General features: G+C 73.0%; 13 protein-coding genes. 4 read left to right on the top strand and 9 right to left on the bottom strand.

Going from position 1 to position 18,244, the window contains the following annotated elements:
- Nucleotides 1–47 precede the first annotated feature (47 nt).
- From EV374_RS10925 to EV374_RS10910, 4 genes are all read right to left on the bottom strand, one after another.
- A complete protein-coding gene (locus tag EV374_RS10925) occupies nucleotides 48–1,985 on the bottom strand; it encodes a TOMM precursor leader peptide-binding protein (RefSeq protein WP_132234206.1) in 1,938 nt (645 codons plus the stop codon).
- The gene (locus EV374_RS10920) at nucleotides 1,975–3,663 is read right to left on the bottom strand and encodes a hypothetical protein (RefSeq protein WP_132234204.1); all 1,689 of its coding nucleotides are present in this window, start codon (nucleotides 3,661–3,663) and stop codon (nucleotides 1,975–1,977) included. Before EV374_RS10920 ends, EV374_RS10925 begins: the two co-directional genes overlap by 11 nt.
- Before the next feature lie 129 nt (nucleotides 3,664–3,792).
- Entirely contained in the window at nucleotides 3,793–3,966 is a 174-nt protein-coding gene (locus EV374_RS10915; RefSeq protein WP_132234202.1) for a thiazolylpeptide-type bacteriocin, read from the bottom strand.
- Nucleotides 3,967–4,253: 287 nt separating this feature from the next.
- Nucleotides 4,254–4,568 (bottom strand): hypothetical protein, encoded by a 315-nt coding sequence (locus tag EV374_RS10910; protein ID WP_132234200.1) that lies wholly within the window; start codon nucleotides 4,566–4,568, stop codon nucleotides 4,254–4,256.
- 206 nt (nucleotides 4,569–4,774) lie between these two features.
- Between EV374_RS10910 and EV374_RS10905 the strand changes: the two genes are divergently transcribed.
- Entirely contained in the window at nucleotides 4,775–6,025 is a 1,251-nt protein-coding gene (locus EV374_RS10905; protein ID WP_132234198.1) for a serine hydrolase domain-containing protein, read from the top strand.
- 103 nt (nucleotides 6,026–6,128) lie between these two features.
- On the opposite strand, the gene EV374_RS10900 is transcribed toward EV374_RS10905, so the two are convergent.
- The gene (locus EV374_RS10900; RefSeq protein WP_132234196.1) at nucleotides 6,129–7,253 is read right to left on the bottom strand and encodes a hypothetical protein; all 1,125 of its coding nucleotides are present in this window, start codon (nucleotides 7,251–7,253) and stop codon (nucleotides 6,129–6,131) included.
- 148 nt (nucleotides 7,254–7,401) lie between these two features.
- Here EV374_RS10900 and EV374_RS10895 point away from each other — a divergent pair, with 148 nt between their 5' ends.
- Nucleotides 7,402–7,971, top strand: coding sequence for a hypothetical protein (locus tag EV374_RS10895; protein ID WP_132234194.1), 570 nt, complete (start codon nucleotides 7,402–7,404; stop codon nucleotides 7,969–7,971).
- A gap of 33 nt (nucleotides 7,972–8,004) precedes the next feature.
- On the opposite strand, the gene EV374_RS10890 is transcribed toward EV374_RS10895, so the two are convergent.
- Nucleotides 8,005–8,934, bottom strand: a complete 930-nt coding sequence (locus tag EV374_RS10890; protein WP_132234192.1) for a LysR family transcriptional regulator — start codon at nucleotides 8,932–8,934, stop codon at nucleotides 8,005–8,007.
- A gap of 89 nt (nucleotides 8,935–9,023) precedes the next feature.
- On the opposite strand from EV374_RS10890, the gene EV374_RS10885 reads away from it, so the two are divergent.
- A complete protein-coding gene (locus EV374_RS10885) occupies nucleotides 9,024–9,575 on the top strand; it encodes a sugar O-acetyltransferase (protein WP_165947753.1) in 552 nt (183 codons plus the stop codon).
- Between the two features lie 137 nt (nucleotides 9,576–9,712).
- Here the strand turns inward: EV374_RS10885 and EV374_RS10880 are convergent, their stop codons facing one another.
- Both EV374_RS10880 and EV374_RS10875 read right to left on the bottom strand, forming a co-directional pair.
- Nucleotides 9,713–10,960, bottom strand: a complete 1,248-nt coding sequence (locus tag EV374_RS10880) for a DUF6357 family protein (RefSeq protein ID WP_486485708.1) — start codon at nucleotides 10,958–10,960, stop codon at nucleotides 9,713–9,715.
- Nucleotides 10,961–10,998: 38 nt separating this feature from the next.
- Nucleotides 10,999–11,652 carry a hypothetical protein gene (locus EV374_RS10875; protein ID WP_132234188.1) on the bottom strand — a complete coding sequence of 218 codons (654 nt, stop codon included), beginning with the start codon at nucleotides 11,650–11,652 and terminating at the stop codon, nucleotides 10,999–11,001.
- Between the two features lie 398 nt (nucleotides 11,653–12,050).
- Here EV374_RS10875 and EV374_RS10870 point away from each other — a divergent pair, with 398 nt between their 5' ends.
- On the top strand, nucleotides 12,051–15,236 hold the full coding sequence (locus EV374_RS10870) for a penicillin acylase family protein (protein ID WP_132234186.1): 3,186 nt from the start codon (nucleotides 12,051–12,053) through the stop codon (nucleotides 15,234–15,236).
- Here the strand turns inward: EV374_RS10870 and EV374_RS10865 are convergent.
- On the bottom strand, nucleotides 15,178–18,210 hold the full coding sequence (locus tag EV374_RS10865) for a hypothetical protein (RefSeq protein ID WP_486485692.1): 3,033 nt from the start codon (nucleotides 18,208–18,210) through the stop codon (nucleotides 15,178–15,180). The genes EV374_RS10870 and EV374_RS10865 overlap by 59 nt on opposite strands.
- Between the last annotated feature and the right edge of the window lie 34 nt (nucleotides 18,211–18,244).

The raw sequence follows: 18,244 nt of genomic DNA, 5'->3' as shown, positions 1-18,244 counted from the left end.
GCCCGCACGTCGGGCCCGACCGCCTGGTCGGGCCCGGAAGGGGACGGTCACGGGAAGGGATGGGGATGCAGTGCCAGGTCCTCGTAGCGGGGCCGCCCGGGCAGGCGGCCCAGCGCCGCCGGCACAGTCAGCAGCCGGGGCAGCCCCCGCGTCCGCCGGTTCCGGTGACCGAACGTCATCGGCAGGGTGCCGGGGACGACGACCTTGGCAGCGTGCAACCCGAGGGTCCGCCGCAGCTCGGGGATGCTCTGGTCGACGACGACCGGTTCCACCCCGGCCCGGTGGTGCAGGTCCGCGCATAGCGCGCCGAACAGGGCCGCGAGGTCCTCGACGGGACGGGGCAGTCCCGGCCACACCTCCCGCCAGGCACGGGTCCGCCCGGCACCGAGCAGGAACTCGTAGCGCGGCCGTGCTTCCGGCAGGCAGTGCAGCATCATGTGGTCGTCCATCCGACGGACCAACGCGGCATCGTCGAGCATCGGCAGTAGCCGGTCGCGGTCCGCCCGCGCCGTATCCCCCTGCCACGTGTCGCGAACCTCGTGAAGGTTGACGACCAGCTCCACCACGGCTGAGTGGATCGCCGAGAGGGGATCCAGGTGGGCGCCGGCCGCGAAGAACGCCGTCGGCGCCCCCACGGCGGGCATCCGGTGGTGCGCCAGCGCGACGACCGCCGGCACGGCGAGGTCGGTGGTCGCGTCGAACAACCGTAGGTCGTAGTCGAGCAGGTCCAGATTGTCGGCGAGGTGCCCGACCAGGTCGAGTTCGTCGGGGAGCGCGACCTCCACCAATGGGGTACGGGCGTACCAGGCCATCAGGAAGGCGTCCCGTTCGATCACCTCGAACAGGCCGTGCAGGGCCGCCTCCTCCAGGCTGTTGCCGAGACCGCAGCCGTTGGAGGACTCCGACAGGAAGGTCACCGACGGGCGCTGCCCGAGGTCACCCCAGTACGCCGCGTGCTCCGGCACCGCCACGGGCGCCGCCCGACTGGGCGACCACCCCGGCACCCACCACGTCGGCACGTCGGGGGCGTACGGGATGTGGTGGGCGCTGGGCAGGTCGGGCAGACCGAGGGCCGCAGGATCGACGGCGCGCTCCGGTCCCAGCTCCGCGAAGGACGCCCACTGCCGGGCGGCGGGCCCGTGGGGGGCGTACCCGGCCAGCCGTTCCACCGCTTCGAAGAGCGCCAACCGGTCAGCCTCCGTGGCGGTCGTCGCCCGGCCGAAGCCCGTCACGGTGACCGCCGGACCGGCGACCACCGCCCTGGTGACCGGCAGCCCGTACTCCTCGTGCCGGTGCAGTTGCACGACGTGGCCCAGCCGTGGCTCCAGCAGTGCCCGGCGAAGTCCCGCCAGGTCGGTCGCCGGGTTCGGCCGGCGCAGCCGCACCGGGTCGGCCGGCGGCTGTCCGCTGCCGGTGAGCGGGGTCCCAGGTGGAGCCGGGGGCTGCCGGCTGAGGCATCCTTCGCAGCGAACCCCCACCGGCGCCACCGGATGTGCGGACACGCTCCCGTCGGGCGGGACGACCCAGAGCCGCGCGGTGGCGGACTGCGGCTCGGCCAACGCCGACCGGACCACCGCGGCGAGCACGGGCAGCAGGGCCGGCGCCGGCCGACCGCCGAGCCGCAGCTCGGCATCACCGTGCGGCGTCCGGCCGCCCGGCGCCGCCAGCCTGGCGGCCTCCAGGCAGCGCAGGCAGGTGGCACTGTCGGCGTCGACCAACGGACCCACCAGCGCCGTACCGCCGTCGAACCGGACGGGCAGGACGGCCCCGGTGCCCCGGTCGGCCAGCCGGCTCAGCAGCGCCGGACTCCACCGGGTCGACACCACCACCGCCGGGCCGGAGCCGGCCCACCCGTCGTCCTCGGCCAGCACCGGGTACGGCGACCCCGCCCCCCTCAGCGCCTCGGCGAGCTGGCCGGCCGGGTCGGTGTCCGGCTGCCGGGGTCCGTCCCGATCGTCCCCGGGCAACCGAGGGTCACCGGTCATCGCCGGCCCGCAGGACGACGAGCCCGACCGTGCGCAGGGCGGCGGCCAGCGGAGCTGGCGGCGTCACCACGACCGGCTCCGCGGGGGCTCCGACGAGGGTCCGCAGTGACCGCCGGAGGGCGGCCTCCCGTTCGGACCCGTCGAGCATGGGCGCGGCCGAGCGGCTCACCCGTGGCGACGCTCCGCAGGGGCCGTGCGAGTACGGCGGACCGGGCCGGTGTGCACGCCAGCCGACCGTGGCGACCGCGGCGAGAGCGGCGAAGGCGACCGCGTCGTGGGCCGTGGCCTCGATCGCCCAGCCGAGTTCCATCCACCCACCGGGGTCCGTCGTGTCCGGGCCGCACACGACGGCCAGCTGCGCCCCGGGGGCGAGGCGGCGGACGTGCGCGGTCGCCGGGACGCCGAGGCGGCGGGTCAGCGTACGCCACCAGCGGCGGGCTACCGGCGCGTCGAACGCCGACGGGGGGACAGCCTCGCCTGACGTGACGCCGGCCCAGGCCACCGACCGGCGGGCGAGGCGGCGCAGCAGCACTCCCTCGGCATGGCTGCGGTCCACCCCGCAGGCCAGCACGGCGGCCCCTCCGGTGGACACGCTGAGCAGCTCCACCGCTGCCAGCGTGGCGTGCAACCGCGCCGTGGAGGTGTCCGGACCGTGCCCGGTGACGAGCGTCCCACCGGCCGGGCCGGGAACACCGCCGACCCGGCACCGGGCCAGTCCCACCGGCAGTTGTGGCAGGTCGTCGAGTTCCACCGGCGGCAACACACCGAGTTCCGGGTCCGTGAGGGAGGTGGGTAGGCCCGCATGGACGGCGTCGTCCCGCCGGTCGGGGGCGTCGACCGCCGGTGACCGTACGCCGGGCGGCCACGGGTGGGCGGTGGCGCGCAGCGGGTCGCTCCGCACGACGAGCGCCGTCGGCGCGGTCGGATCGGTCAGCTCGGCGAGCGCGGCGAGGAGCCGGTGCGCGGCGCAGGCGCCGGCCACCACGGAAACCGGGTCGCCAGGGGTTGTCGCCGCGCTGCCAAGTCCGAGCCGCTCGGCGATCAGGCCGGACTGGGCCCGCAGCTGCGTGCCCGGGCCGACGGGGGTGACGTAGCCGACCGTGGCGCTGGCCCCGGTCACCACGGCACGCCCGTCGCTGGCGGCGAGGGTGACGCGTCCGGCGTCGCGCGGTGGGTCGATGCGGGTCGCGGCCCGCCGGACCCGGGCTCCGGCGGCGGTCAACGCCTCGATCGCGGCGGTGGCAGCGGGGCCCGCTCCCGTGACGGTCACCGATTTCCGGCCGATGCCGGTCCAGGACGCGGCGGGGTCGGTGGCGACCGAGGCCAGCCAGGTGGCGACGGCGGGTGGAGGCACCGGGGCCGGTCCGCGGGCGTCGGCGGGGGCATGGGCGTGCCCGGTGCCGGTCCAGTGCTCCGGCACCCGGACCAGCAGGTCGTGTTCCCGGAGCAGGTCGGCCAGCCGGTACAGGGCGAGGGCGACGGGCGGGCGTGGCGACAGGTCGCGCAGGTCGGCTGTGGTCCGGCCGGACGCGAGGCGTCGGGTGAGCAGTTGCCAGAGCCGCCACAGCTGTGGCGCGCCGTCCAGGGTGAGGCTGGTGTCCCAGGACCGAAGGTGCAGCCCGCCGTCGATCCGGGTCGCCTGCACGGTGGGGCGGAGTTGCCACGAACTGGTCGACATCTGCTCGCCTCACCGGTCGGGGAACGGCTGGGGTCGTCGGAAGTGGTCCGGGATTGAAAGGGCGACTGTCGCCGGGCCCGGCGACAGTCGCCTCGTCACTCAGGCAGCGCGGTTCGCGCTCCACGGCGGCTACAGCATCGGCTCGTCCGGACTGATGGAGCAGGAGCAGGACGCCAGGCACGCGCTGATCCGGGACGCCCCGGTCTCCGGGATCGCGACGGTGTCGCGCATGACCGTCACGGTCAGGCCGCTGAGGTCGAGATCGTCGAGCTCGAACTCGTCGTCTTCTCGTTCGATCGGCATGTGGTCACCTCCCTTCAAGGTGGATGAGGCCCGGGCACGCCGGGATGGCAGAGATTCTTCCGGCGGCCGGTGCGGGGCGTCGTCAGTAGTTTTGCCGACATCACTACTTACCCACGCTCGGGGGCCACCGTTGCCTGCCCGGCCGGGGCCCCCGCCCCTGGGCGACCCCTCGGTGGGTGATGTATCGAAGTCATGCGGGGCGGAAACCCGCAGGGGCGCAGGGTGTGATGCCCGGCGCGCGAGCGAGCCAAATGCGTCCCTGTGCCGACCGGCCCGTCGGTTCCGCTTCAGGCGCAGCCGCGGTACTGCAACGCGGCGTCCTTCATGTAGGCCCAGAGTGCCAGGCCGTTCCAGTAGTCGTAGGTGAGTGTCCAGCCGTTGGCGGTGTTGCCGGTGGGGCCAGTGACGACCTGTCCGTAGCGGCGGGTGCCGTAGAGGGTCGACTCGTCGGGGGCGGTGTACATACCCGCGTAGTCCCAGACGACGGTGAAGCTGCTCGTCGTGCAGGCCGCCTGCGCCGGCCCGGCCGGCACGAGGGCCGTCAGCGCGGTCGCCGCGAGGCAGGCCGCCGTCGTGTGCAGTAGCAGTCGTCGAACGGTCATTGCGTCATCCTATCGATGGTTGTCGACGAAAGTACTTCGGCTGTGCCGTCAGCAGGACGCTCTGTCGACGGACAGCTGGGACTCTCCCGCGTGGGTCGGAGCCCGGGTCATTCCCAGTGGGGAGGCCGACATGGGTCCGCAGACTGACGTTTCCGGTTGTCGGCCCGGGGCACGATGGGCAGCAGTCACGTCACACGGGAGGCGACATGCACCTGTCACGCCGCAGTTTCCTGCTGGCCACCACCGGTACGGCACTCGCGACGCCCCTGCTGGCCGGTGCCGGCCCGGCACTCGCGGCCGGCCGTCCGCCCGCCGGGTCGCTGCCGGACGCGGCGCTCACCGCCGACCTGCGCGCGATCACCGAGGCCGGCATGCCCGGTGTGTTCGCCGAGGCGCGCGACGGACGGGACCGGTGGCGGGGTGCCAGCGGGGTGGCCGACGTGACGACCGGTCGACCGGTGCTGCCCGGGTTCCAGCACCGGGTCGGCAGCATCACCAAGACCTTCGTGGCCGCGACGCTGCTGCAACTCGTCGGTGAGCGTCGGATCGCGCTGGACGCCCCGATCGGCCGGTACCTTCCGGAGTTCGCGGTCGCCGGAGTGACCGTCCGGATGCTGCTCGACCACACCAGCGGCATCAGCGACTACGACCACGTCATCTTCGCCACCCCGGAGGACATCGAGCGGCACCGGTCCACCACGTTCACGCCGCGTCAACTCGTCCAGGCCGGCCTCGGTCAGCCGCCGACCGGGGCACCGGGCGCGGCCTTCTCCTACTCGAACACCAATTACATCCTGGCCGGGCTGATCATCGAGCGGGTCACCCGCCGGTCCGCCACCGACGAGGTGCACCGGCGGATCCTCCGGCCGCTCGGGCTGCGCCAGACGTACTTCCCCGGCGTGCGTCCCCGGATCGCCGGCCCACACAGCAGGGGCTACGTCCCGTGGTACGAGGGTGAGCTGCGCGATTTCAGCGTCAGCAACATGTCCTGGGCATGGACGGCCGGGGCGCTCGTGTCGACCATGGCCGACCTGAACACCTTCTTCCGGGCGCTGCTCGGTGGCCGGCTGCTCCGCCCGGCTCAACTGGCCGCGATGAAGACCACCGTGCCGTTCGACCCGGCTCTGCCGGAGGCCGGCGGCTACGGGCTCGGCCTCTACCGGATGACCTGGCCCACCGGCGACGTCTGGGGGCACGACGGCCTGGTCTTCGGGCACAGCGCCATCTCGCTGCACACTCCGGACGGTCGGCGGCAGGTGAGCCTCGCCCAGAACGTGACGCACTACGCGCTGCCCGGCACGCCGGACCCGATCGGGGAGGCGGCCGGCAGGTTCCTGAACACGGCACTGGTCGGGGAGAGCGCCGTCGCGGCGCGGACCGCCACCGCCGCCCGGGTGCCGGCGGTCGTCCCGGCGCCGGGCGCACCGACCCTGGTCAGGCCACTGCCGCAGCGCTGACGCTGCCGCCCGGCAGCCGCGACCGGACCCCGTACTCCGGTCGTGGCTGCCGGGCGATCGTCCCACCGACCCGCTTGGCGTCCGGCTCGCCCGCGTGACCGGTTCAGCAGGTCATGTCGACCTCCAGGACCGCGACCTCGTGCCGGTCGACCAGCAGCACGGTGGTCTGTGGATCTTCCTCGAAGTCCTCGTCGGCGGGTGGCCAGGTCGTCGGAAGCAGGCCGGCGTAGCCGATGTGGACGCCGGCGCCCATCCGGGCCAGGACGAGATCGATCAGGTCGTCGCCCAGGAACGTCGCGAGGTGGTCGGCTGGAAGCTCCGGAAACTCGTCGATGCCGTCCCAGCTCCCGTCGAACAGCTCGCTCAGGTGCAGGCGTACCAGATTGCGGAGACCGGCACGCAGGTCGGCGGCCGGTACGGGCCGGAACGCCTCCTCGTCGTGTTCGTCCGCGTCCTCGCGGTTCGCGACCCACCAGCGGGCCGCGGCGGCCACCGGATCGCCGTCCCCGGGGTCGAGCCGGCCGATCCGGAACCGGAAGGTGACCGGGCTGTTGTTGTTGACCCAGAGCAGGTCGCTCAGCAACGTCATGATGCAGGCCAGCCGGGTCCGCAGGGCGGCGTCGGCGCCATCGGAGTCGACGACCGGCGGCTGTCGAATCTCCGGAGCCGGATGCAGCGAGACCCGCAGGGTGCTGCCGTCGAAGTCGCGGTGCAGCAGGTGCAGCGGCTCCGGCCGGTCCGGCTCGTCCGGCCGCTCGCTGTCGGTGGTCAGCCGGAGCAGATCGGCGTACGGGCCGGCCAACTCGTCGGCGAGGAACCGCACCAGCACTTCCACGCGCCGGTCGGGTGTCCCCACCACGGCCGAGATCAGGCTGACGAGTTCGGTCGCCACCTCCTCGTCGGTGCGCGCCGGCTCGTACGACCGCCCCGGCCCGACCGACACCCGACTGGTCAGCACCGTCGCGCCGGTGACCTCCGGAAGGCGGGCGGCATCCGCGATCTCCGTCAACGGCGGCGGCTCCGGCCACTGCTGGTCCCGGCGGGACCTGGTCCGCCCGGACACCACCGTCGACGACCAGCCGGCAGCCTGCTCCGCCGACCACGTCGCCAGCAGCCACACCGCCGCCACGCGTACCCAGTGCTGGTTCGTCAGCCGGCGGCCATCCTCCCGCTCGACCGGGTCGGGCTGTGGGTACCAGGAGTCGGTGTAGGCCGTGGTGCGTTCCACTGCGGCAACCCTTCCGCGTCGGGGAGGTGCGAAGGTAACAGGCGGCGGTGACGATTCTGTCCACAGTGCGGGGACGGGCGCCGTGGTCCGCTTGCGGCCGATGGCGTCACGGCCGGAACTGTCGGTTGGGGCTCCTACGATCACGGCCATGTCGGCTGCCTTCACCGCGCTGTGGACCCAGGACGTCTGCCGGGAACTGCGCAGGCACCGGGTCGGCGAGCGGCCTCCGGTTGCGTTCAGCGGCGTGCACCAGTCCCTGCCCAGTTGGACCAGCGTCGGGGTCGGCGACTCCGTCTTCGCGCTGCACGTCAACCGTTGCGTGCTGCACGTGGTGAGCCGCCTCCGCGTCGTCGACAAGCAGCGGCGCGACTGCTGCGGCAGCGCCCCGGTGACCTGGCGGGACCCGGCCCATCCGGGCCACGACGCCTGGGCGATGCTCGGTGCGGACGGGTGCGGAGCGGTCCCGGTGCATGTCGAGGCCACCCCGATCCGCTTCGACGTCACCGTTCCCGGTGACCTGCTCGGCACGCTGACCTGGCGCAACCGGCGCGGTGACCAGCGCACCCTGAAGTACGTCGTCGACGGTCGTCTCGAACGCTCCGTCAGCCTCCAGGGCGTCTACCGCCTGACCGACGAGTCCGCCGTCGCACTGGGCGCTCTGTTCGACAATTCGCCAGCCCCGAGTCGATCGGCACAGCCGCTCCACACGGCCCGCTGAGTCCCTGTCGGCGCGGGTGAATCGGGCGGCTGGTCACTGGGTCACCCAGTCCGGGACCCACACGTCATCGGTGGTTCGCGGTCCTGAGGCTCGAAGGTGGTCCCGCAACGCGGTCAGCACGGGGTGCTGGTCCCCGGTGCGGGTGAGCAGCACGTGCGGGTATAGCGGGGTCGGTTCGCGCAGCGGGATGCGGCTCAGGTGGTAGTTCTGGGGCCATAGGTAGCGGTCCCCGCTGCCGACCAGGGTTGCCAGCGAGGCCGAGTCCGCCAGGGCGTCCATCAGGGCTTCGTCGCCGAAGTTGGGGCCGAGCGCGTCGATACCCAGGCCGAAGGCCTGCGACAGCGACCGGTAGAACTGCGCCCACTCGGTGCCCGGCCTGATCCCGGGGATCCAGATTCGGTGTCCGGCCAGGTCGGCGGGCCTGACCCAGGTCGCGCTGGCCAGCGGGTGATTGGGCCCGACCAGGAGCTCCAAGGGCGAGTCCAGGAGCCGTTCGGCGCTGATTCCGGCCGGGACCTGGTCCGTGGCCAGGGCGCGGAACGAGGCGTCGATCGTTCCTTCGAGTACGGCCCGGGCGGCCTGGACGGCGTTCTCCTCGTTCAACGTGACCGCGTCCAGGGTGGCCTCTGGACGGGATCGGTAGAAGCGGTAGACGGCCTGGGCCGGAGCGATGCGCCGGTTGAGGACGTCCACGCGCAGCGGGCGAACCCCGGGGCGCGTGGCCTGTTTGGCCTGCTCGACGGCGGACAGCACCTTCTTGGCGTGCGGCAGGAAGACCTGCCCGTCCAGGCTCAGCCGGGAGCCGCGGGAGGTGCGTACCAGCAGTGCGACTCCCAGGTGTTTCTCCAGGGCCGCGACCCGCTTGGAGGCCGCCTGCTGGCTGATCCCGAGCTCGTCGGCCGCGGCCTGGAACTGGCCGGCCCCGGCCACGGCCACGAAGGTGCGCAGCGCTTCGACGTCCACACCCCACTCTACGGGCACAACCAGTGGTTGTGTCTGGGTGCGTGCGGGGTTGTTTGATCGCGCCTTCCCAGAGGTGTTGTGATCAGCGCATGCCCACCACCACAGACCAGGTCATGTTTGTCCAGACACCCGAGTTCGCGCGCTATGCGGAGCGGATCGCACAGGTGACCGACGCGACCTCGCGGTTGAACGCGCTGCCGTTCAGCGACGCCGAGGGCCGCGCTGAACTACTGATGGTTGTCTTCGGTGCTGCGTTGCCAGAGTCGGTGACGATCTACCCGCCCTTCTTCACCGAGTACGGCCTGGGCACGACGTTCGGGAAGAACGTCTTCGTCAACCAGGGCTGCACGTTCATGGACCACGGCGGCATCCGCATTGGCGACAATGTCATGATCGCCCCGAAGGTCAGCCTCATCACCGGCGGCCACCCTCTGCCGCTGGCCGAGCGGCGCGAGTACGTCACCAACGCTCCGATCGTGATCGAGGATGACGTCTGGATCGGCGCGGCCGCCGTGGTCACTCAGGGCGTGACCATCGGTGCCGGAGCGGTCGTGGCCGCCGGCGCTGTCGTCACTCGTGACGTGCCTGCCCGCACCCTGGTCGCGGGAGTGCCCGCACGGGTGGTCAAGACGATCGACTGACCCCGTCCAGGCGGGCGTGCCGGCATCCAACTCCCAGCCGGCGCGCTCGCCCGGAGAGGCGTTCTGTTCCCCGATGTGGAGCCACGCCCCGCGCAGGTCTCGAGCCCTTCGCTGGCGAGCGTGGGTTGCCTCTCTGGCTACCGGGCGGCGCGCCGACGGCGCGCCCGCTCGAACTCGGCGACATCCGACATCCAGGGACCGTGCTGTTCGAGTGCGGCGCAGCCGCCGCGGACGAAGGCGCTCACCAGGTGCCGGTACCCGCCGATCCCGTCGACCAGGCTGTACTCGACCTGGTACTGCGGATCCGACCCGGCTTCCCCGTGTCGCACCGTCGTGATCCGGGCGATGGAGTCCGCGTAGAAGTGCAGCTGGATCCCCTCGCCCATCTCCTCGTCCTCGATGGTGAACACCTCGTTGTCCGCGGCAGAGCGATCGGCGACGAACTCCCAGAACTCGGCGGAGGCGGTGCGGGGACCGTCCCGTAGCCACTTCTTCTCGCCGCCCTTGTCATCGGTGAACGACAGGGCCGCCTTTCCCGCACTCGCACCGAGGTCGGCGTGGTCGTCGGCAGCCTCCTCGTCTTCCGCCGGGGTGCTCCTGGAGCGGTCCGCAGCCTCCGAGCACATCAGAAAGCTCACCGTCCGCACCGCGTCATCGGCGAGTTCGGGGTACGCGCGGCGCACGGCCGCGTCGACCGTCGCCGCCATCCGGTCCCAGTCGCGCTTGTCCGTGGCCCGGTGTCCCCGCCGCGGATCGAGGCCGACCCGCATCCCGGCGCATGCCTGCTCCGCGGTGGCGATCACACGCATGACCTGGGGGAGCAGCGCGGGGTCGACGGCATCGGGTATCCGCCTGGGAATCGTCGCGCCATGCAGATACTGGCCCGTGTACCGCAGAATCGCGGCGTCGAGTGGCCCGAGGACTGCTCCGCGCTCGGCGCGACGGCGGTCGGCGTGATACTCCTGGGCACGTTTCTCGTTCGACCCCTCCGTCGCCGCGCGCATCGCCTCGCAGACCTGACCGCGCTCCAGTAGCTCGATGTCGGCGCCATGGGCGACGAGCCGGCTCCTGTCCCACGGGATGCGCCGGAAGAGCGTGTCGACGTCCGCGGGCGAGGTGAGCAGGACCGGGTCCAGGAGCGCGACGGCGGCGTCCTCGTCGAGCCGGCCCCGGGTTCCGGCGGCATCGCACAGCGGAAGGAGCGCACTCCACAGCAGCAGGTGTCGGGCCAGGTCCTCCCGGATCACCGCGAGATGGGCCGCCCCGATCGGGAACGTGAAGGTGCGGGGCTCATGGTTGGCGTCGGCCCCGGCGGCGAGCATCAGCTTGAGCTCGCCGTCCTCGCGGACCACGTTCGGGATCCAGCCGCTGCGACGCGTGAACACGACGTCTCTCACCGCTCAGGCCTCCCTGCACCGGCTGTTCACGACCACCGTGCAGCTTCGACGTCGAGGCGTGGGTCGGTGCGTACCCAGACCTCGCCCCCGGCGGCCCCGGCCGGGGCGTCGACTCGTTCGAGACCGAGGAATTCGATCAACTGGAGCAGTTCGGCTCGTTCGGCCCGGTCGTCGTCGACATCGTGCGACTCGAAGAAGACGTAGTACTGGTCGCTCGGGTCGACGCAACCCGAATCCGCCCAGATCCGGCCGACTTCTTCGATCGCCGCTGCTTCCGTCGTGATCGCGGCGGCGCGGGCGGCACCGCGGGTCTCGGGTGACGCGTCGAGGTCCGAGAGGTCGGAGAACCACTGGCCGAATCGGTCGAGGCCGGCGTATCCGTTCTCGAAGAACAGCATCGCGCTCGGGAGGTAGCGGTTGGGCCTGTCGACCTGGAGGTGTTCCGACCGGGGTCGGTCCGCGCCCTTGTTCCGGGAAATCACCCCCAGCCGGGGCATGAGTACCAGACTCTGCCCCGCCGGCTCATCCCTGATGGTGTAGGTGTCGGACTCGCGACCCCGGAAGAACGCGGAGAACGCTACGTAGGCCTCCTGGGGGTCACCCACCGAGACCTGTTGATCGTTGCCATCACCCACCGAGAAGACGAACTGCTTCGGTCCGGGTCTGTAGGGGCGGGCCATGTGCGTCCTCCGGTCAGGTGTGGCAGCTCCACCACCGTAGTGGATCAAAGCGGAACTGCCTGCGGCCCTGGTCACAGGCGTACGGTGCGCGCCGGCCCCGCGCGAGCGACCAGCCGCCCGCAAGCCTGAACCGACCAGCCCTGAAGCGGACTCGCGCATCGCAACCGGCGACTCACCCGACCGACACCTCCGGGGAGCGGCGCCGGCGGGCGAAACGTCGACATTGGCGGTTGGTGAACGACTGCTATCCCGGGCGGTGGTCGGCCGCCGATCATTGCCCCGAGATAGATATGAGCCAATCTCACCTCCGGGTGGAACGCCCGGGCGCGGAGGGCGAGACGTCGGCACGGCAGCCGGGCGTACCGAAGGCCGACTCCGCGTCCCCCGGAGGAATTCTCATGCCCCGTCCCCCACTCCGCGCCAAACTCGCGGCGTTCACCGCCGCCGTCCTGACCGCGAGCGTCCTGACCGTCACCCCGCCGTCACCGGCGCTGGCAGCCAGCACGTTCGCCGCCAACGACTACTGCCTCGGCCAGTGCGCCGACATCCTGCCGCCCGGGCAGAACGGCAACGCGACGCTGGCCGCCATCCTGGCCCACCAGGCGCTCGGCACCCGCCCCGCGCACTCCAGCGACCAGCTCGACGAGTACGCGAACCTGGTCTACAACTACGCCGGGCTGACCGACGAGCAGATCGCCCACTTCTTCAACGACGCCTCCTTCGGCGTTCCCGCCGCGCAGGTCGAGAGCACCGTCTCGCCGCGCGCCGACGTCACCATCGTGCGGGACAAGGCCACCGGCGTCCCGCGCATCACCGGCACCACCCGCGCCGGCACCATGTTCGGCGCCGGCTATGCCGGGGCCCAGGACCGGCTCTGGGTCATGGACCTGCTGCGGCACGTCGGCCGCGGCAAGGTCACCTCGTTCGCCGGCGGCGCCCCCGGCAACCGGGAGCTGGAACAGAGCGTCTGGGCCAACTCGCCCTACACCGAGGCGGACCTCCAGGCCCAGGTGAACGCGCTGCGCACCAAGGGCGCCCGGGGCCAGCAGCTCTACACCGACGTGGTCGACTACATCGCCGGCATCAACGCCTACATCGACAAGTCGATCGCCGACGACAACTACCCCGGCGAGTACGTGCTCGCCGGCGCCGGCAAACCGAAGCACTTCACGATGACCGACCTGATCGCCACCGCCGGCGTGATCGGCGGCCTCTTCGGCGGGGGCGGCGGCAGCGAGATCCAGTCCGCGCTGGTCCGGGTGGCCGCCCGGGCCAAGTACGGCGCCGTCGAGGGCGACCGGGTGTGGGCGGCGTTCCGGTCGCAGAACGACCCGGAGACCGTGCTGACCCTGCACGACGGGCAGAGCTTCCCGTACGGCGCGACGCCGCCCGGCGCGACCAGCGCGGTGCTCCCCGACGCCGGCATGGTGGTCGCCGAGCCGCTCGCCTACGACCAGACCGGCGGGGCCGCCGCGCGCACCGGCGCCAGCACCGCCACCCAGGAGCTGATCGGCGGCCTGGCCAACCTGCGCGCACACGGCATGTCCAACGCGGTCGTGGTCTCCGGACGGCACACCACCACCGGCAACCCGGTCGCCGTGTTCGGCCCGCAGACCGGCTACTTCGCCCCGCAACTGCTGATGCTCCAGGAGTTGCAGGGGCCGGGCATCAGCGCGCGCGGCGCCGCGTTCGCCGGGCTGAACCTCTACGTGCTGCTCGGCCGCGGCCAGGACTACGCGTGGAGCGCCACCTCCGCCTCGCAGGACCTCACCGACACCTACGCGGTGCCGCTGTGCACCACCGACGGCAGCGCGCCGACGCTGCGCAGCAACCGCTACCTCTACCACGGCCAGTGCCTCGCCATGGAGACGCTGGAGCAGCGCAACTCCTGGTCGCCGACGCTGGCCGACTCCACCCCGGCCGGGTCCTACACGCTGCGCGCGCTGCGCACCAGGTACGGGCTGGTCGCCTACCGGGGACTGGTGAACGGGCAGCCGACCGCGTTCACCAAGCTGCGCTCCACCTACCGGCACGAGGCCGACTCGGCGATCGGCTTCCAGGCCTTCAACGACCCGTCGGCGATGGGCGGCGCGGCGGCGTTCCAGGCGTCCGCCGCGAACGTCGGGTACGCGTTCAACTGGTTCTACGTCAACTCCACCGAGGCGGCGTACTTCAACTCCGGCTCGAACCCGGTCCGCCCGGCCACCATGGACCCGAACCTGCCGGCGAAGGCCGAGCCGGCGTACGAGTGGGTCGGCTGGAACCCGGACACCAACGACGCCACCTACGCCCCGCTCTCGGCGCACCCGCAGTCGGTCAACCAGGACTACTACGTGAGCTGGAACAACAAGCAGGCGCGGGACTTCGGGGCGGCGGACGGCAACTTCAGCTTCGGCTCCGTACACCGGGGTCAGTTGCTCGACGGCCCGGTGCGCGCGGCGATCGCCCAGCGCAAGCTCGGCCGCGCCGACGTCGTGAAGATCATGGCGGACGCGGCGGTGACCGACCTGCGCGGCCAGCAGGTCCTCGGCGACCTGCTGCGGGTGCTCGACAGCGCGCCGGTCACCGACCCGGCGCTGGCCGACGCGATCGGCAAGCTGCGGGCCTGGCAGCAGGCCGGCGCCCGGCGGGTGGAGACCACGCCCGGCTCGAAGGTCTACCAGCACGCCGACGCCATCCGGATCTTCGACGCGTGGTGGCCGCTGCTCGCCTCGGCGCAGTTCCGCCCCGGCCTCGGGCCGGACCTCTACGCCGCACTGGTCGACGCCATCGAGATCAACGAGGCGCCGTCGGGCGGCCAGAACGGCGGGCGCGACGGCGCCGCGAGCTGGGCGTTGCAGGGTCAGGCGCACAAGGGCTCGTCGTTCCAGTACGGCTGGTGGGGCTACGTCGACAAGGACGTGCGCACCGTGCTCGGCGACCCGGTGGCCGGCGGCCTCGGGCGGGCGTACTGCGGCGGCGGCAACCTGGCCGCGTGCCGGACGGCGCTGCTCGGCGCGCTCGGACAGGCGGCGGCCGTGCCGGCCACCACCGTCTACCCGGGCGACAAGTCCTGCTCCGCCGGCGACCAGTGGTGCGCCGACTCGATCGCCCATTCCGGGCTCGGCGGCATCACCCACCCGGTGATCGCCTGGCAGAACCGCCCCACCTACCAGCAGGTCGTCTCGTTCCCGGCCCGCCGGGGCGACGACGTCACCAACCTGGCCCAGGGCCGCCCGGCCACCGCGTCGAGCACCCAGTTCCTGACCAGCCACACGCCGGACAAGGCGGTCGACGGCAGCCTGAGCAGCCGCTGGGCCAGCAGCTACAACGACAACCAGTGGCTCCGGGTCGACCTCGGGGCGGCCCGCACCGTCAGCCGGGCGGTGCTGCGCTGGGAGTCGGCGTACGGCACGTCGTACCGGATCGAGGTCTCCGGCGACGGCAACTCCTGGACGCCGGTGTTCGCCACCGCCACCGGCAACGGCGGCGTCGACAACGCCACATTCGCCCCGGTCGCCGCCCGCTACGTGCGGGTGTACGGCCTCAAACGGGCCACCTCGTACGGGTTCTCGCTGCACGAGTTCGAGGTCTACGGCCGGTGACGCCGTCGGCCGGCCGGCGGGAGCCCTCCGCCGGCCGGCCGAGGGACACCAGCAGGCCGGCGGCGGCGAGGGCGGCTCCGGCGGCGGCGGTGTACGCGGGGAGTTGGGCGGGGATGCCCAGGTGCACGGTGATGCCGAGGATGCGGGACAGGCCCCAGGGCAGCAGCGCGAGCTGGTCGTTCCACACCGTCAGCGCGCGTTCCAGGCCCACCACCGAGACCAGGGCGGACAGCACGCCGAGGGACACGCCCGCGGCGGTGAGGGTCAGCCCGACGGCGCTTCGCCGGCGCAGGGCGTACCGGTCCCGCAGGACCACGGCAGCGGCCACGAACAGCCAGTAGAACGCCGCGAAGGCGACGGTGACGTACGCCGCGCGCAGGCCCGGAGCGGTCCAGAAGGCGAACCAGTACCCGCCCGGTCCGCGCCCGGCGAGCGCGGCCAGCAGCAGCACGCTGCGCAGCAGCGCGACGCCGCCGACCACGGCCCACAGGTGGAACGGGTCCCGCCGGCCGACGACGAGGCGTACGACGAGGGCGAACAGCGCCCACCCGCCGAGGGTGACCAGCAGGTGCGCCGGCGCGGCGAACCAGGTCAGCACGAGCCGGCTCGCCACCAGCACCACGGCCGGGACCAGCCACACCAGCACCCGGTCCGCCCGCGCCCCGGGCGCCGGCAGCGCGGCGACCCGCCACGGCCGGAGCGCGCCGAGCAGCAACCCGCGCGCGGCGGCCGCGCCGAAGCCGCGCCCGCGCAGGCCGAGCAGCGCCACGAGCAGGATCGACCCGAGCAACGCCCGGGCCGCCCAGGCCATCGCCGGGTCCCGGTCGGCGCGCCGCGCCCCGAGGTCGGCGGCGGTGAAGTTGTACGCGGGCAGGTCCAGGTCGGCGCCGTAGCGCTGCCGGTGCGCGTCGCGTGCGTCGTGGTACGCCGCCGCGGCCAGCCGCCAGTCGTGGCGGGCGGCGGGGGAGCCGGTGTCCAGCCACTGCGCGTGCCGCAGCACCATGGCCCGGTACGCGCCCAGCGTCTCGAACAGGTCGACCTGGTAGTCGAGCGTCGCGGTGAAGCGCCCGCGCAGTTCGGCGTCGCGCCAGGTCGCCGGGTCGGTCGCGGCGACCAGGTCGCGCATGCGCCGGGCCAGCGCGACGGCCTGCGTGCCCTCCTCGACCGCCTCGTCGACGCGGCCCCCGGTCACCGCGTAGATGCTGTCCAACGCGGCGGAGTCGCCGGTCGGGATGTCCCACTCGAAGATCCACATCATGGGCGGCGGTTCCAGCCCGAGCGCCCGCACCGACCGGTCGGCGTACGGGCCGATGTAGAGGCCCCTGGTGACCGCCTGCCGGGACAGCGCCATGGCCTGCCCGATCGCGGCGACGGTGGCCGGGTCGCCGGAGAACGTGCGGTACGCCCAGTCCGCCGTGATCTGCGCCGGGTCGGCGTGCGGGTCCCAGGCCAGGCGGCCGACGGCGTACGTGTTGAGGTCGTAGAGCTGCCAGAAGCCGGCGCGCAGGTGCAGCGACATGGGCCCGGCGCGCAGCGGCCCGCCGTCCTGGGTCCAGTTCCAGACGCCCTCGACGTTCGGGTTGGCGGCGAGGAACGCGCGCAGCGCCTGGCGGTGCAGCGGGCCGAGGTCGTTGGGCAGCGAGCCGAACGCCTCGAACTCCCGCCGGGCCTGGAACTCCACGATGCGGCGATGCCCGCCGCCCAGCAGGGTGGTGTTCAGCGGCAGGTGGCTGTAGAAGTCGCCCAGGGTGTACTTGGTGGACACGATCAGGTGCGGGTCGTCGAGCCCGCCGAGCACCCGCGCGTACGACTCCGGGTTGGTGTGCAGATCGCCGACGGCGCCGACGCCCACCGTCCAGGTGCGGAAGATGATCTCCTTGCCGGCCGCGCCCGCGGTGTCCAGCAGCGCCCGCAGCATCGCGCGCACGGACGTCTCCGTGGTGACCGCGAGCCTCGACGAGTAGTCCCAGCCGGTCCCGGCGTACACCTCGCCGCCCTCGCCGACGCGGACCATCAGGCCGTCGACGAACGGCATGCTCCCGAACAGCTCGGCCAGCCCGGCCTGGTAGACCGCCCACAGCCGAGGATCGGCCACGTCGAGGCCGCCGACGGTCCGCGTCAGGTACGCCTCCAACGGGGGCGACACCGCGAGCATGTCGGTCAGCAGGAAGACCCGCACGCCCATGTCCTCGGCGTACCGGAAGACGGGGCCGAACGCCGCGACCATCGCCCGCGCGCGGTCGACGTGCGGGTCGCCGGGTGGGTAGACCGCGCGCCCGTCGCCGACCTTCGCGAACGTGACGTACTCCAGGAAGCCGGGCACGACGATCCCGTTGAATCCCTGTGCCACCGAGTGGTCGACGAACTGCCGGAACTGCGCGTCGATGCGGGCCACCGCGTCGGCGTCCACCCACGGCGCGCCAGGCAGCACCGCCGACCCGACCACGTCGGTGTTCAGTCCGTAGTCGTCGCCGGCGGCGAAGGCGGCCGGGTCGGGCTCGCGCCCCACCGAGCCCGCGTCGGTCAGCCGCAGGCCGAGCCGGGGGACGACCACCCGACCCGCGTCCGCCGCGGGGAGCGCCTCGGCACCGGAGCGGATCCGGTCGGCCAGCCGGTACATCCCGGCTGCCACGCCCGCGACGTCGCCGCCGTGGACGGCCAGCTCGGCGCCGTGCACGTCGAGCCGGTACGACTCGGGCGCCCCGCCGAGGGTGGCCAGCACGCCCGCCCGCAGCGTGGTCACCGCCGACAGGTCCGGGGCCGCGCCGGTGCCCGGCGCGGCCGGCGCGGACCTGGCCGGGGGCGGCGCGGCGGGGGCGAGCACCGGCCGGGGCAGGCCGCGGGAGACGACCGCGTCGGCCACGGCGGCCGCGGCCTTCCTGACGCGCGGCTCGTCGGGCACGACGAGGGACGCCAGCGGCGGGACCGGTGCGGGCGTCCGCGCCGGCGCGGCGACGGCGTCCTCGCGCGGCACGGCGGCGGGGGAGTGGCTCAGCCCCAGCGTGTCG

The organism is Micromonospora sp. CNZ303 (genome assembly GCF_004345505.1).
The sequence above is the reverse complement of the archived record's forward strand: the minus strand, read 5'-3'. Positions and strand labels throughout refer to the sequence as shown.